This window comes from Phenylobacterium sp. (genome assembly GCF_013911965.1).
Taxonomy (GTDB): Bacteria; Pseudomonadota; Alphaproteobacteria; order Caulobacterales; family Caulobacteraceae; genus Phenylobacterium.
In genome coordinates this window covers 19,448-32,227 of the sequence record NZ_JACESE010000025.1, presented here as the reverse complement: position 1 = coordinate 32,227, position 12,780 = coordinate 19,448, and the positions used below count along the sequence as shown (strand labels likewise).

The following is a 12,780-nucleotide window of genomic DNA, read 5'->3' as shown; positions in this document are numbered from 1 at the left end:
GATTCATCGCCGCCACCAGCTGGAAGCGCGCGGGATAGCGGATGTGGGCGTTGGCGCGGGCGACGACCACCTCGCCCGTCTCCAGCGGCTGGCGCAGGGAATCCAGGGCCTGGGCCGAGAACTCCGGCAGCTCGTCGAGAAAGAGGACGCCGTTGTGGGCGAGGGAGACCTCGCCCGGCTTGGCCTTCAGTCCGCCCCCGGTCAGGGCCGCCATGCTGGCCGAGTGGTGAGGCGTGCGAAAGGGACGCTGGCGGGTGAGCTCCCCCTTGGCGATCAGGCCGGCCACCGAGTGGATCATGGAGGTCTCGAGCAGCTCGGCCGGCGACAGGGGCGGCAGGAGGCCCGGCAGGCGGGCCGCCATCATCGATTTGCCCGAACCCGGCGGGCCCATGAAGAGCAGGTTGTGGCCGCCGGCGGCGGCGATCTCCAGCGCCCGCTTGGCGCCCTCCTGGCCCTTCACGTCGCGCAGGTCGGGGACGCGCGCGCCGTCGACCACCGGCCCGGCCACGGGCGCGGAGAGCATCTGAGTCCCGCGGAAATGGTTCACCAGGGCGACCAGGGAGGGGGCGGCCAGGATCTTCGTCTGGCCCGACCAGGCGGCCTCGGCCCCGCAGGCCTCGGGGCAGATCAGGCCGAGGTCCATGGCCCCGGCCGCGACGGCGGCGGGCAGGGCGCCGGCCACCTGGACGATCCGTCCGTCCAGGGAGAGCTCGCCCACGGCCGCCCAGCCGGCGAGGGCGTCGGGCGGGATGATGCCCATGGCCGACATCACCGCCAGGGCGATGGCGAGGTCGTAGTGGCTGCCCTCCTTGGGCAGATCGGCCGGGGCGAGGTTGACGATGATGCGTCGCGCCGGAAGGGCCAGGCCAAGGCCGGCGAAGGCCGCCCGCACCCGCTCGCGGCTTTCCGCGACCGCCTTGTCGCCCAGGCCGACGACCACGAAGGCGACCGCCCCGCCGGTCAGCTGGACCTCGACGTCCACCCGCCGCGCCTCGACGCCCTCGAAGGCGACGGTGACCACTCCGGTCATGTCTTCAATCCCCGCCCGCGGGCCCCGCCGGTCATCGTCCGTGCAGGGCGAATTTATCCACAGACCGCCCCAGGCTCTGGCTCGGACCGAGAACAAACTTAGAACACAAAGGGAAGGTGAGACAATCCTGAAACGGAAGCCCCGCCGGATCCGGGTTATCTATGCCCGCGCCCGGATCGCCTCGATACGGTCCCACAGGATGTCGGTGGCGTCCACGCCGGTGAAGCGGAGCAGTTGCCGCGCCCCGGTGGGCGAGGTGACGTTGATCTCCGTCAGGTAGTCGCCGATCACGTCGATGCCGACGAAGAGGAGCCCCCGCCGCTTCAGCTCCGGCCCGATCGTGGCGCAAAGTTCCCGGTCGCGAGCGGTCAGGTCGACCGCCTCCGCCCTTCCGCCCACCCGCAGATTCGAGCGGATCTGGCCGCTGTTCGGAACGCGGTTGATCGCGCCGACCGGCTCTCCGTCCACCAGCAGGATGCGCTTGTCGCCCTTGGAGACGGCCGGAATGAACTTCTGGGCGATCACCGGCTCGCGGCCGATCATCGCGTGCAGCTCGAGCAGGGCGTCGAGATTGGGATCGTCGGCCATCAGCCGCGCCACGCCCGACCCGCCGCCGCCATAGAGCGGCTTCAGGACGATGTCGCCGTGGTGGGCGCGGAATTCATAGATCGCCTCGACGTCGGAGGTGATCAGGGTCGGCGGCTGCACGCCCGGAAAGGTGGTGACGAAGAGCTTCTCCGGGGCGTTGCGCACCTCGGTCGGATTGTTCACCACCAGGGTCTTCGGATGGATGGCGTCCAGGATGTGCGTGGTGGTGATGTAGGCCATGTCGAAGGGCGGATCCTGCCGCAGCAGAACGACGTCCATCTCCGACAGGTCCTTCTGCTCCCAGTCGCCGAAGCGGGCATGGTCGCCCTTGACGTCCTGCACGCTCACCGGCCGGCCCCGGGCCATGGCGCGGCCGCCTTCCAGGGCCAGGCGGTCGGGCGTGTAGACCCACAGCTCGTGCCCGCGCGCCTGGGCGCTCAGCATCATGAGGAAGGTCGTGTCCCCGTCGATGTTGATCTTCTCGAGGGGGTCCATCTGGACGGCGACCTTCAGGCCCATGGCGCGTGCTCCCGTGCAATCTGCGGTCCCGACATAGGCGGGCGCCGGCCCGAGCGCCAGCGGAGGAATGCTGAAGGCCCGCTCAGTTGAGGCGCAGACGGACCCGCTCGCGCTGGGCGCGGGCGGCCAGCGCCGCCCCCTGATCCAGCTCGCTGGCGCGGGCGAGCGCCTCCAGCGCGCCGGCGAGCGCCCCCTGCCCTTCGCGCGCGGCGGCCACGTCCAGCCAGGGCCGGTGGTCCTTCGGATCGAGCAGGGCGCGGCGCAGGGCGGCCCGCTCGGCGCGGGCGAAGTCCTTCACCGCGGCGGCCCTGGCGAAGATGTTGTTCTGCAGCCGGATCAGCACGGCGCGGTCGGAGGCGGGCGTCATGAGCACGTCGAGCCGGTCGGCCACGTTTGGCGTCAGTCCGGCATGCAGGGCCCGGCGCGTGAGTTCCGAGGGCAGGACCACCCGCCCCTCGCTGAACGGGTCCAGGGCCAGCGGTCCTTCGCGGGTCTCGATCCGCAGCAGGAAGTGGCCGGGGAAGTCGACGCCCTTGACGTTGAGCCCGCCCTTCTTGGCCACGTGCAGATAGAAGACGCCGAGCGCCACAGGCAGGCCCTTGCGCCGCTGGGCCACGGCGATGACGTCGGCGTTGTCGGGGTGTTCGTAGGTCAGCAGATCGCCCGTGAGGCGCAGGTCGCCCGACAGGGTCTCGGCCAGCGCCTCCTCCGGCGATTCCCGCTTCAGCCGCTGGACCAGCCGTTCGACCCCGGCGGCGGCCAGGTCGAAGGCCGGGTGGCCTTCGCGGCCCGGATCGTCGTGAAGGGCGCAGGCGACGGCCGCCTCCAGCAGCGGAAAGGCCTCGTCGTCCTCGACCGTCCCGGCCGATCGGATGGCGGCTTCGGCTTCTTCTCGAGTCATGTCGCGCCTCCCTTCAGCCCCCGTTCCAGGCGTCGGCCCGGTGCCGGGGCCATCGCCCGGGCGCCAGCGCCACCAGATCGAGGCGCACGGCCGCCCCCCTCAGCCCCGGACGCGACCGGAGCACGGACTCGCCGGCCCGGCGCAGGCGCTCGCGCTGCTCGGGGCCGACCGCCTCCAGAGCGGCGGCGAGCGTGGTGCGGCTCTTGACCTCCACCACCGCCAGCACCTTCCCCTTCAGCGCCAGAAGGTCGATCTCGCCCAGCCGGGTCCGCAGGCGGAAGCCCAGGATCCGGTAGCCTTTCAGCATCAGCCACAGGGCGGCCCAGGCCTCGGCTCGCCGGCCCGAGCGTCGCGCCGCGCCGCCGCGGCGGACCCGGGCCGCGGCCGCGGCGGGCTCAGGCCTCGTCACGGGCGGGCTCCGCCTTCAGTTCCAGCGCCCGGCGATAGAGGTCGCGCCGCGGCAGGCCGAGGGCCCGGGCGACCTCCCCGGCGGCTTCGGCGGGCTTCAGGCGCGAGAGCGCCTCGGCGAGCGCCCGGTCGGCGTCGTCGGCCGTGGCCTCGGCTTCGCGCCCGGGCGCCACCAGCACGACGATCTCGCCCTTCGGCGCGGCGAGCGCCGGGTCGGCGGCCAGTTGGTCCAGCGGCGCGCGAACCACCGTCTCATAGAGCTTGGTCAGTTCCCGGCAGACCACCGCCTCGCGCGGGCCGAAGACGGCGGCCATGTCCGCCAGGCTCTCCCCCAGCCGTGAGGCGCCCTCGAAGAAGACCAGGGTCGCGCGCACGCCGGCCACCTCCTCGAAGAAGGTGCGCCGCGCCGCGCTGCGCGGGGGCGGGAAGCCGGCGAACAGGATGCGGTCGCTGGGCAGGCCGGCCACGGACAGCCCCGCCAGGAGGGCCGAGGCGCCGGGAATGGGGTGCACGGCGTATCCGGCGGCGGCGGCCTCGCGCACCAGCCGGTAGCCGGGATCGGAGATGAGCGGGGTGCCGGCGTCGGAGACCAGCGCCACGCGGCCGCCTTCGGCGAGCACCGACAGCGCCTTGGGCCGGGCGCGCTCGGCGGCGTGCTCGTCGTGCCGCTCCATTCGGGCGGATATCCCGTAGGCGGAAAGAAGCTTTCCGGTCACCCGCGTATCCTCCGCCAGAACTAGGTCGGCGGCGGCCAGGACGTCGAGCGCTCGCAGGGTGATGTCGCGCAGGTTTCCGATGGGCGTGGCCACCACGTAGAGCCCCGGCGCCAGGGGAGCGGTCGACAGCGGGGGCGGTTCGATCGATCGGGCCATGGTTAAGGGATCGCCGGTTGCGGCGGGCAAGGCAAGCGTCGCCGTCAGACCAGCAGGCGCCGGGTGACGTGGTCAAGGACGAGCCGCCCCGCCGCGGTGGAGCGCAACCTCAAGTCGTCCTGCGCGATGAGACCCGCTTCGCGGAGCGCCGTCACGCGCGGATGGCCGGGGGACAGGCCGAGCGCCGACACCTCTGCGAAAGCCACGCCGGCCTCGATCCGGAGCCCCGTGAGCACCCGCTCCTCGGCCGCTTCCACGGCGCTCAGCGTCTCCTGGCTGGCGAAGCCTGCGCCCGTCCGGCCGACCTCGGCGATGTAGTCCGCCGGCCGCGCAGCGGCCACCGTGGCCAGGCGGCCCTCCGGCCGCGTGATGCGACCATGCGCCCCAGGACCGGCGCCGACATAGTCCTCGCCCTGCCAGTAGACGAGGTTGTGCCGCGACCGCGCCGCGGGGCCGCGCGCATGGTTGGAGACTTCGTAGGCCTCGAATCCGGCCGCCGAGAGGACCTCCTGGGTCGTCTCGAAGAGGCCGGCGGCCACGTCGTCGGCGGGCGGGACGATCCGCCCCCGGCGGACGGCGCGGTCGAAGGCCGTGCCCGGCTCGATGGTCAGCTGATAGGGCGAGACGTGTTCGGGCCCGTAGGACAGCGCCTCGGCGAGTTCCGCCCGCCAGGCCGCGGCGGTCTGCCCCGGCCGGGCGTAGATGAGGTCCAGCGACAGGCGCGGAAAGGCGCGGGCGGCGGTCTGGAGCGCCCGCCGCGCCGCGGCGGCGTCATGGTCGCGGCCGAGAAAGGCCAGGGCCGCGTCGTCCAGGGCCTGCACCCCCAGGGACAGCCGGTTCACGCCGACGGCCGCGAAGGCGGCGAAGCGCGCCGCCTCCGCATCCGTGGGATTGGCCTCCAGCGTCACCTCGAGGTCCTCGGCCGGCGTCCACAGCGAGCGGGCCAGGTCCAGGATCTCGCCCGCCGCCTCGGGGGCCATGAGGGAGGGCGTGCCGCCGCCGAAGAAGACCGACACCAGCCGCCGGCTTCCGGTCAGCTCCGCCTGGGCCGAAAGGTCCCGCCCGATGGCGGCGACCAGGGCCGCCTGCTCCTCGGCCCGCCCCCGGTCGCGATAGACGTTGAAGTCGCAATAGGGGCAGATGCGGGCGCAATAGGGCCAGTGGACGTAGACGCCCAGACTTGGCGGCGGCCCGCTCAAAAGAGGGCGGCCTTGAGCTTTTCGAAGGCGCGCGCCCTGTGGCTCATGGCGTCCTTGGCCGCAGGATCCATCTGGCCGAAGGTCTGGGCATGGCCCTCGGGCACGAAGATGGGATCGTAGCCGAAGCCGCGCGTCCCCCGGCCCGGGAAGGTGAGCGTCCCGTCCACCCGGCCCTCGACCACCAGCATCGGCCCCTCGTCCGGCCAGGCCACGGCGAGCGCACAGGTGAACCAGGCGGCGCGGTCGTCGCTTTCGGCGGCCTCGAGCCGCTCTTCCACCTTTCGCATGGCGAGGGCGAAGTCCTTTTCCGGTCCGGCCCAGCGTGCGGAATAGACCCCCGGCGCCCCGTCCAGCGCCGCGACGCTGAGGCCGGAATCGTCGGCGATGGCCGCCAGACCGCTGGCGCGGGCGGCGGCGCGAGCCTTCAGCAGGGCGTTGCCGACGAAGGTGGTCTCGGTCTCCTCCGGTTCGGCGAGGCCGAGGTCGCCGGCCGTCACCAGTTCGAAGCGATTCTCCAGCATGGCCGCCAGTTCGCGCGCCTTGCCGGGATTGTGCGTCGCCACCACCAGCCGCGCGCCGGGTTCGAGCCTGATGGTCATGAGGCCTCCATGGGTTTGGGCGGCGGAGAATAGGGGGCGGCCAGCCCCCCCGCAAACCGGCGCCGGGGGCGTTGCGCAGATGAACGATCCGTCACGAAGTTACACCGATTTAATATCGTTTTTCGATAATTTCCTTGATCGAGAAACGGCAAGCCCGTATCGACTATCGACATGGAGCGAGCCGCTCCACATCGCTTCCCGGCCCAAGCGCCGACCCGTTTCGAAAGGACAAACCCATGACCCGCTTCAGCTTTTCCGCGACCTTCGACCGCGCCGCCCTGGCCTGCGCCATCTGCCTCGCCGCCCTTCCGGTGCTGACCGTGGTGGCCGGCGCCTCCATCCTCTAAGCTTCCGCCAGGGATCATCGCCAAGGGGAGGGCGGCCATGCGGGCGCTGGGGCCAGGCTCGGTTTCGAGCTTTCTGAAGATCATCCTCGACGTGGTCTTCATCGCCCTCTGGATCGGGGTGAGCGTCGTCGGCCTGCTGATGCTGGCGGCCCTCCTCTTCTCCTTCAATCCGGACTGGCTGGCCGACCTTTCGGTGACGGCCGGAGGCGAGGAGGTCACCAACCGCGGCCCGGTCATCGCCGTGGGCCTGATGGCCGCGGCCCTCTATATGGGCGGCGTCCTGGTGATCGTCGCCCAGCTGCGGCGGATCTTCGGCACGCTGACAGCGGGCGATCCGTTCCATCCGGACAATGTGGCGCGGCTGCGCATGATCGGCCTCATCCTGGCGGGGCTGGAGCTCGGCCGCTACGCCTTCTGGGGCCTGTCGAGCTGGATTCTGCCGGATTCCAGCGCCGTGGAGCCGACCCTTTCGCTCACCGCCTGGTTCTCGGTGCTGGTGGTCTTCGTCCTCGCCGAAGTGTTCCGGGAAGGCGCCCGCCTTCGCCGCGAAGCCGAACTGACCATCTAGGGGACCGCGCCCGTGCCCATCCGCGTGCAACTCGACCGCGTGCTCCTCGAACGGCGCATGTCGCTGACCGAACTGGCCGACCGCGTCGGCGTGACCATCGCCAACCTGTCGATCCTGAAGACGGGCAAGGCGCGGGCGGTCCGCTTCTCCACCCTGGCCGCGCTGTGCCGCGAACTGGACTGCCAGCCGGGCGACATCCTGCACTATGAGCCGGGCCCCGGCGACGACAGCTTCGAGGACGACGGCTAAGCTTGTTGCGCCGCAACAACACCGTCCCGTGAGATTGCAGCGCCCGCGTCAAAAATTTGATCTGCGCCGTTGAAGGCCCGGCGCCCGGAGCCTATATGCACTGCAACATTGTTGCACTGCACACAGAGAGGCAGATCATGTTCGCCGCGATCGAGCGCTTCATCACCCGCTGGATGGCCCCGCTGTCCCACGAGCTGGCCCGTATGCCGGCCACGGCTCAGCGCAACATCCTCATCGGTTTCTAAGACCCGCCGGCGGCGCTCCGCCGCGCCGCCAGGCAGGCCTTGAAATGACGGCCGGACGCTCCCCCCGCGTCCGGCCGTTTTTTGTCGCCGATCAGCCGCCGACGGCCGCCCGCTGCAGGGCGAAGAGCTCGTCCATGCCCTTGCGCGCCAGGTCGAAGAGGGTCTCGAACTCGGCCCGGGTGAAGCCGCGCTTCTCGCCGGTCGCCTGAATCTCGACGATGTCGCCATTGCCGGTCAGGACGAAGTTGGCGTCGGCCTCGGCGCTGGAGTCCTCGTCATAGTCGAGGTCGAGGACCGGGACGTCCTGGAAGACCCCGCAGCTGACGGCGGCCACCTGGTCGAGGATCGGGTCGGCCGCAATGACGCCCTCGTCCATCAGGTAGCGCGTGGCCAGGCGCAGGGCGACCCAGGCGCCGGTGATCGAGGCCGTCCGCGTGCCGCCATCGGCCTGGATCACGTCGCAGTCGAGCGAGATCTGCCGCTCGCCCAGCGCCTTCATGTCGGTGACGGCCCGCAGGGAGCGGCCGATCAGGCGCTGGATCTCCTGCGTGCGGCCCGACTGCTTGCCCTGGGCCGCCTCGCGTCGGCCGCGGGTGTGGGTGGATCTCGGCAGCATGCCGTACTCGGCGGTCACCCAGCCCTGGCCGCGCCCGCGCAGGAAGGGCGGCACGCTCTCTTCCAGGCTGGCGGTGACCAGCACCTTGGTGTGGCCGAAGCTGACCAGGCAGGAGCCCTCCGCGTAGCGGTTGACGCCGGTCTCCAGGGTGACGGGGCGCAGCATGTCGGCCGCGCGTTGCGATGGGCGCATGGAAGAACCTTTCCGGGCAGGCGTCTGGGGGCGCCCAGCTCTCTTGCACGGGCGCGGCGGGCGCTTATCCTAAAATACGAACGGCCCGTCCATGGGCCCCAATGAAACGAGCTGGCCGACGCCGCGACCGTGACGACACCTCTGCTCTCCCGCGGGCCTTCGCTCGCCGAACTGGACGAGCGGGCGCGCGACATCTTCCGCCGCATCGTCGAGACCTATCTCGAGACGGGCGAGCCGGTGGGCTCGCGCACCATCTCGCGCGGCGGCGTCTCGCTCTCGCCGGCCTCCATCCGCAACACCATGCAGGACCTGACCCAGCTCGGCCTGCTGGGCGCGCCGCATGTCAGCGCCGGCCGCATGCCCACCCATGCGGGCTTGCGCCTCTTCGTCGACGGCCTGCTGGAGGTGGGCGACGTGGGCGAGGACGAGCGGCGGCTGATCGAGAGCCGGCTGAAGGTCCAGGGCCGCAGCTTCGAGGAGGCGCTGAACGAGGCCAGTTCGCTGCTGTCGGGCCTGGCCGGCGGGGCGGGCGTGGTGGTCACGCCGGTCCGCGACGCCGAGGTCAAGCATGTGGAGTTCGTGGCCCTCGGCGGCGAACAGGCGCTGGCCATCATGGTGTTCGAGGACGGCGCGGTGGAGAACCGCCTGATGTCCCTCGGCGCCGGCGTCACGCCCTCGGCCCTGCAGGAGGCCTCCAACTTCCTCAACACCCGGCTGCGCGGCAAATCCCTGGACGAGGCGCGCAAGGAGGTCAGCCAGGAGCTCGACCACGCCCGGCGCGAGCTCGACGAGAAGGCGGCCCGCCTGGTGGAGGACGGCCTGGCCGCCTGGAGCGGCGGCGACGGCCCCGAACGCGCCCTGATCGTCCGCGGGCGCGCCAATCTGCTCGGCGACCGCGAAGCGCTGGAGGACCTGGAACGGGTCCGGATGCTGTTCGACGACCTGGAGCAGAAGGGCCAGCTGATCGGCCTTCTCGACGGGGTGCGCGAGGCGCAGGGGGTGCGGATCTTCATCGGCGCAGAGACGCGACTCTTTTCGCTTTCGGGTTCCTCCGTGATCGCGGCGCCCTATATGACGGGGCGACAGAAGGTTCTGGGCGCGATCGGCGTGATCGGCCCGACCCGCCTGAACTACGCCCGCATCATTCCGTTGGTGGACTACACCGCCCGGGTGCTGGGCCAGGTGATGAACGCGTAAGGATAGAAGATGACCGACGATCATACGCCGGCCGAAACCGAGGCCGTGGCCGAGGCCGCCCTGCACGACATCGAGGCCCTGCGGGCGGAGAACGCCTCGCTGAAGGAGCAGGTGCTGCGCTTCGCCGCCGAAGCCGAGAACACCAAGCGACGGGCCGAGCGCGAAGCCAATGACGCGCGCGCCTACGCCATCCAGAAATTCGCCCGCGACCTGCTCGGCGCCGCCGACAACCTGTCCCGCGCCACGGCCGCCGCGCCGACCGGCTCGGAAGATCCGGCGGTGAAGAACTTCGTGCTGGGCGTCGAGATGACCGAGAAGGCCCTGCAGCAGGCCTTCGAGAGCAACGGCCTGAAGAAGATCGACCCGACCAAGGGCGAGAAGTTCGATCCCCACAAGCACCAGGCCATGATGGAGCAGCCTGCCGAGGACGTGGCCGCGGGCGGCGTCATCCAGGTGCTTCAGACCGGCTATGAGCTGTTCGGCCGCATCGTGCGCCCGGCCATGGTGGTGGTGGCCGCCAAGGGCTCCGGCGGCGAAGCTCCGACGGCGGAGAACGCCGGAGGCGCGAATCCCTATGCGTCCGGCGGGACCGAGGACGCCGGCGGCTCGGTCGACACCAAGGCTTGAGCCAAAAAACCGCCGCGCGGCGGGGCCGCAAGGTCCCGCCGGGGGCTTTCGCAGGCGCGGCAAATGATTAAAGTCCCAAGTCCCCTCCATCCGGGGGGCGCCTGCGAATCACACCGCCGGCGCACGGAGGTTCGGACCGCATCATGAAGCTTACGATCGAACGGGCGGCGCTGTTGAAGGCGCTGGGGCATGTGCAGAGCGCCGTGGAGCGCCGCAACACCATCCCGATCCTGTCCAATGTGCTGCTCTCGGCGGAGCGCGACCGGCTGACCTTCTCGGCCACCGACCTCGACCTCGAGATCATCGACGAGGCCCTGGCCCAGGTGGACCAGCCTGGCCAGATCACCGCGCCGGCCCACACCCTCTACGAGATCGTCCGCAAGCTGCCGGAAGGCGCCGACGTCGCGCTGAGCTTCACCGGCGAGGATCCGCGCCTGACCGTCCAGGCCGGCCGCTCGCGCTTCAACCTGCCGGTCCTGCCGGCGGGCGACTTCCCGGTCATGTCGGCCGAGGGCCTGTCGGGGCGCATCGGCGTGGATGTGAACGAGCTGATCCGCCTGATCGACAAGACGCGGTTCGCCATCTCCACCGAGGAGACGCGCTACTATCTGAACGGCCTCTATGTCCACGTGGTGAACGAGGGCGGGATCGCCAAGCTGCGCGCCGTGGCGACCGACGGCCACCGTCTGGCGCTCGCCGAGATGCCGGCGCCCGAGGGCGCGGCCGGCGCGCCCGGCGTCATCGTCCCGCGCAAGACGGTCGGCGAGGCCCGCCGCCTGCTGGACGACGCGGGCGAGCAGATCGACCTGCAGGTCTCGGCCCAGAAGGTGCGGTTCGAACTGGGCGGCGCGGCCCTGACCTCCAAGGTCATCGACGGCTCCTTCCCCGACTACGGGCGCGTGATCCCGAAGGACAACGACCGCATCCTGCGCATCGACAACAAGCTCTTCGCCAAGGCGGTCGACCGCGTGGCGACCATCTCGGCCGAGAAGAGCCGCTCGGTCCGCATGGCCATCGAACCGGGGCGCGTCGTGCTCACCGTGCGCAACATGGAAGCCGGCCAGGCGGTGGAGGAGATCGAGGCCGACTACGCCGGCGAGTCCTTCGAACTGTCGTTCAACGCCCGCTACCTGCTGGACGTCACCGATCAGATCAGCGGCGAGGCGGCGGAGTTCCGTTTCGGCGGGCCCAACGACCCGGCCCTGGTGCTCGATCCCGGCGACGCCGACGTCCAGTACGTGCTCATGCCGCTGCGGGTCTGATCCCGCGCGGCCGCCTCGGCGGCTCAACACATTCGGAGAATTGGCGGCTGGCCCGCGCCCGGAACGCGGGCGACAGGCGCATGGCGAGGCCCTGCCCGCGCCCCAGGCGCGATGGGGGCAGAAAGCCCATCTCCACGCGGCGGTCAAGGGGGACATAAAGGTATCCTTATGCGACGGATTTCGCGCCTGGCCGGGAAACCGGCTATGAGCCCTGCGTGACCCGCGCCGCCCTCACCCGCCTGACGCTGACCGACTTCCGCTCCTATGCGCGCGCGGAGCTGCCCCTGGACGGGCGGGCGGTCTATCTCTTCGGGTCCAACGGGGCGGGGAAGACCAACCTGCTGGAGGCGGTCTCCCTGCTGACCGCGGGGCGGGGCCTGCGCGGCTCGCCCATCGCCGAGCTGGGCCGCCGGCTGCCGGGGGAGCCCCGCGGCCGGGCCTGGGCCGTGGCCGCGGAGATTCGCCTGGGCGACGAGGCCGTGCGCCTCGGGACGGGCGTCGAGCAGGCCGGCGCGCCTCGCCGCATCGTGCGGCTGGACGGCGAGACGGTCCCGCCGGGGCGGCTGGCCGAGGTGCAGCGCCAGGTGTGGCTGACCCCGGCCCAGGACCGGCTCTTCCTGGAGGGCGCCTCGGAGCGCCGGCGCTTCTTCGACCGCCTCGTCTATGCCGCCCGGCCCGGCCATGCCGCCCAGGCCTCGGCCTACGAGAAGGCGCAACGGGAGCGCATGCGCCTGTTGACCGACGGACCGGACGATCCCGCCTGGCTGACGGCCCTGGAGGCCCGCATGGGCGAGGCCGGGGCCCTGATGGCGCAGGCGCGCGCGGCGACCCTGGCGGACCTGCAGGCCGAGATCGACGAGCGGGGCGAGCGCCCCTTTCCCCAGGCGCGGCTCTCGCTCACCGGCGACTGGGAGCAGATGGCGGCCCAGGGCGTGGCGGTCCAGGAGATCGAGTCCCGTCTCGTGCGCGCCCTGGCGGACGCGCGCGAGCGTGACGCCGCGGCCGGCCGGGCGCTGACCGGGCCCCATCGCGGCGACCTGGCGGTCGTCCACGCCGAAAAGGACCGCCCGGCGGCCGAATGCTCCACGGGCGAGCAGAAGGCCCTGATTCTCAACCTCGTCCTGGCCCAGGCGGCGAGACTTTCGCGTGCAGAATCAGCGCCAAACCCTATATTGTTACTGGATGAAGTCGCAGCGCATCTGGACCGCCGCCGGCGGGGGGCGCTGTTCGACGAAATCGAGGCGCTCGGCCTGCAGGCCTTCCTGACCGGAACCGACGAGCACCTGTTCGAAGATCTTCGCGGCCGAGCCCAGGGCGTCCGGGTGGACGCTTCCGGCCTGGCCCCATTGGACGCGTAAGAA

General features: G+C 71.3%; 14 protein-coding genes. 6 read left to right on the top strand and 8 right to left on the bottom strand.

Annotated features, from left to right (window positions below):
* From H2041_RS18135 to rdgB, 7 genes are all read right to left on the bottom strand, one after another.
* Nucleotides 1–1,030, bottom strand: a 1,030-nt coding sequence (locus H2041_RS18135; protein ID WP_293415144.1) for a YifB family Mg chelatase-like AAA ATPase, incomplete at its 3' end; no start/stop codon positions are given.
* A gap of 159 nt (nucleotides 1,031–1,189) precedes the next feature.
* Nucleotides 1,190–2,137, bottom strand: a complete 948-nt coding sequence (gene gshB, locus H2041_RS18130; RefSeq protein ID WP_293415143.1) for a glutathione synthase — start codon at nucleotides 2,135–2,137, stop codon at nucleotides 1,190–1,192.
* A gap of 82 nt (nucleotides 2,138–2,219) precedes the next feature.
* On the bottom strand, nucleotides 2,220–3,038 hold the full coding sequence (locus tag H2041_RS18125) for a transglutaminase family protein (RefSeq protein WP_293415142.1): 819 nt from the start codon (nucleotides 3,036–3,038) through the stop codon (nucleotides 2,220–2,222).
* A 13-nt stretch (nucleotides 3,039–3,051) separates the two neighbouring features.
* Entirely contained in the window at nucleotides 3,052–3,447 is a 396-nt protein-coding gene (locus H2041_RS18120; protein ID WP_293415141.1) for a YraN family protein, read from the bottom strand.
* Nucleotides 3,434–4,318, bottom strand: a complete 885-nt coding sequence (gene rsmI / locus H2041_RS18115; RefSeq protein ID WP_293415140.1) for a 16S rRNA (cytidine(1402)-2'-O)-methyltransferase — start codon at nucleotides 4,316–4,318, stop codon at nucleotides 3,434–3,436. The genes H2041_RS18120 and rsmI overlap by 14 nt, the downstream gene beginning before the upstream one ends.
* A gap of 44 nt (nucleotides 4,319–4,362) precedes the next feature.
* The gene (gene hemW / locus H2041_RS18110) at nucleotides 4,363–5,517 is read right to left on the bottom strand and encodes a radical SAM family heme chaperone HemW (protein WP_293415139.1); all 1,155 of its coding nucleotides are present in this window, start codon (nucleotides 5,515–5,517) and stop codon (nucleotides 4,363–4,365) included.
* A complete protein-coding gene (rdgB, locus tag H2041_RS18105; RefSeq protein ID WP_293415138.1) occupies nucleotides 5,514–6,116 on the bottom strand; it encodes an RdgB/HAM1 family non-canonical purine NTP pyrophosphatase in 603 nt (200 codons plus the stop codon). Before rdgB ends, hemW begins: the two co-directional genes overlap by 4 nt.
* A gap of 384 nt (nucleotides 6,117–6,500) precedes the next feature.
* Here rdgB and H2041_RS18100 point away from each other — a divergent pair, with 384 nt between their 5' ends.
* Nucleotides 6,501–7,031 (top strand): DUF2975 domain-containing protein, encoded by a 531-nt coding sequence (locus H2041_RS18100; RefSeq protein ID WP_293415137.1) that lies wholly within the window; start codon nucleotides 6,501–6,503, stop codon nucleotides 7,029–7,031.
* A gap of 12 nt (nucleotides 7,032–7,043) precedes the next feature.
* The gene (locus tag H2041_RS18095; protein ID WP_293415136.1) at nucleotides 7,044–7,280 is read left to right on the top strand and encodes a helix-turn-helix transcriptional regulator; all 237 of its coding nucleotides are present in this window, start codon (nucleotides 7,044–7,046) and stop codon (nucleotides 7,278–7,280) included.
* A 336-nt stretch (nucleotides 7,281–7,616) separates the two neighbouring features.
* Here the strand turns inward: H2041_RS18095 and rph are convergent, their stop codons facing one another.
* The gene (gene rph / locus H2041_RS18090; protein WP_293415135.1) at nucleotides 7,617–8,333 is read right to left on the bottom strand and encodes a ribonuclease PH; all 717 of its coding nucleotides are present in this window, start codon (nucleotides 8,331–8,333) and stop codon (nucleotides 7,617–7,619) included.
* A 129-nt stretch (nucleotides 8,334–8,462) separates the two neighbouring features.
* On the opposite strand from rph, the gene hrcA reads away from it, so the two are divergent.
* The 4 genes from hrcA to recF all read left to right on the top strand — a co-directional run bounded on the left by hrcA (nucleotide 8,463) and on the right by recF (nucleotide 12,777).
* Entirely contained in the window at nucleotides 8,463–9,530 is a 1,068-nt protein-coding gene (gene hrcA, locus H2041_RS18085) for a heat-inducible transcriptional repressor HrcA (RefSeq protein ID WP_293415134.1), read from the top strand.
* A 9-nt stretch (nucleotides 9,531–9,539) separates the two neighbouring features.
* Nucleotides 9,540–10,157: a nucleotide exchange factor GrpE gene (gene grpE, locus H2041_RS18080; protein WP_293415133.1), complete on the top strand. Its 618-nt coding sequence runs from the start codon at nucleotides 9,540–9,542 to the stop codon at nucleotides 10,155–10,157.
* Nucleotides 10,158–10,300: 143 nt separating this feature from the next.
* Nucleotides 10,301–11,419 carry a DNA polymerase III subunit beta gene (gene dnaN, locus H2041_RS18075; protein WP_293415132.1) on the top strand — a complete coding sequence of 373 codons (1,119 nt, stop codon included), beginning with the start codon at nucleotides 10,301–10,303 and terminating at the stop codon, nucleotides 11,417–11,419.
* A gap of 215 nt (nucleotides 11,420–11,634) precedes the next feature.
* Nucleotides 11,635–12,777 (top strand): DNA replication/repair protein RecF, encoded by a 1,143-nt coding sequence (gene recF / locus H2041_RS18070; protein ID WP_293415131.1) that lies wholly within the window; start codon nucleotides 11,635–11,637, stop codon nucleotides 12,775–12,777.
* Nucleotides 12,778–12,780: the final 3 nt, after the last annotated feature.

What these genes read in the sequence shown, in the direction of transcription:
- H2041_RS18125 (WP_293415142.1), bottom strand. Translation starts at nt 3,038, where the DNA reads ATGACTCGAGAAGAAGCCGAAGCCGCCATCCGATCGGCCGGGACGGTC.
- dnaN (WP_293415132.1), top strand. Translation starts at nt 10,301, where the DNA reads ATGAAGCTTACGATCGAACGGGCGGCGCTGTTGAAGGCGCTGGGGCAT.
- rph (WP_293415135.1), bottom strand. Translation starts at nt 8,333, where the DNA reads ATGCGCCCATCGCAACGCGCGGCCGACATGCTGCGCCCCGTCACCCTG.
- H2041_RS18100 (WP_293415137.1), top strand. Translation starts at nt 6,501, where the DNA reads ATGCGGGCGCTGGGGCCAGGCTCGGTTTCGAGCTTTCTGAAGATCATC.
- rsmI (WP_293415140.1), bottom strand. Translation starts at nt 4,318, where the DNA reads ATGGCCCGATCGATCGAACCGCCCCCGCTGTCGACCGCTCCCCTGGCG.
- gshB (WP_293415143.1), bottom strand. Translation starts at nt 2,137, where the DNA reads ATGGGCCTGAAGGTCGCCGTCCAGATGGACCCCCTCGAGAAGATCAAC.
- rdgB (WP_293415138.1), bottom strand. Translation starts at nt 6,116, where the DNA reads ATGACCATCAGGCTCGAACCCGGCGCGCGGCTGGTGGTGGCGACGCAC.
- grpE (WP_293415133.1), top strand. Translation starts at nt 9,540, where the DNA reads ATGACCGACGATCATACGCCGGCCGAAACCGAGGCCGTGGCCGAGGCC.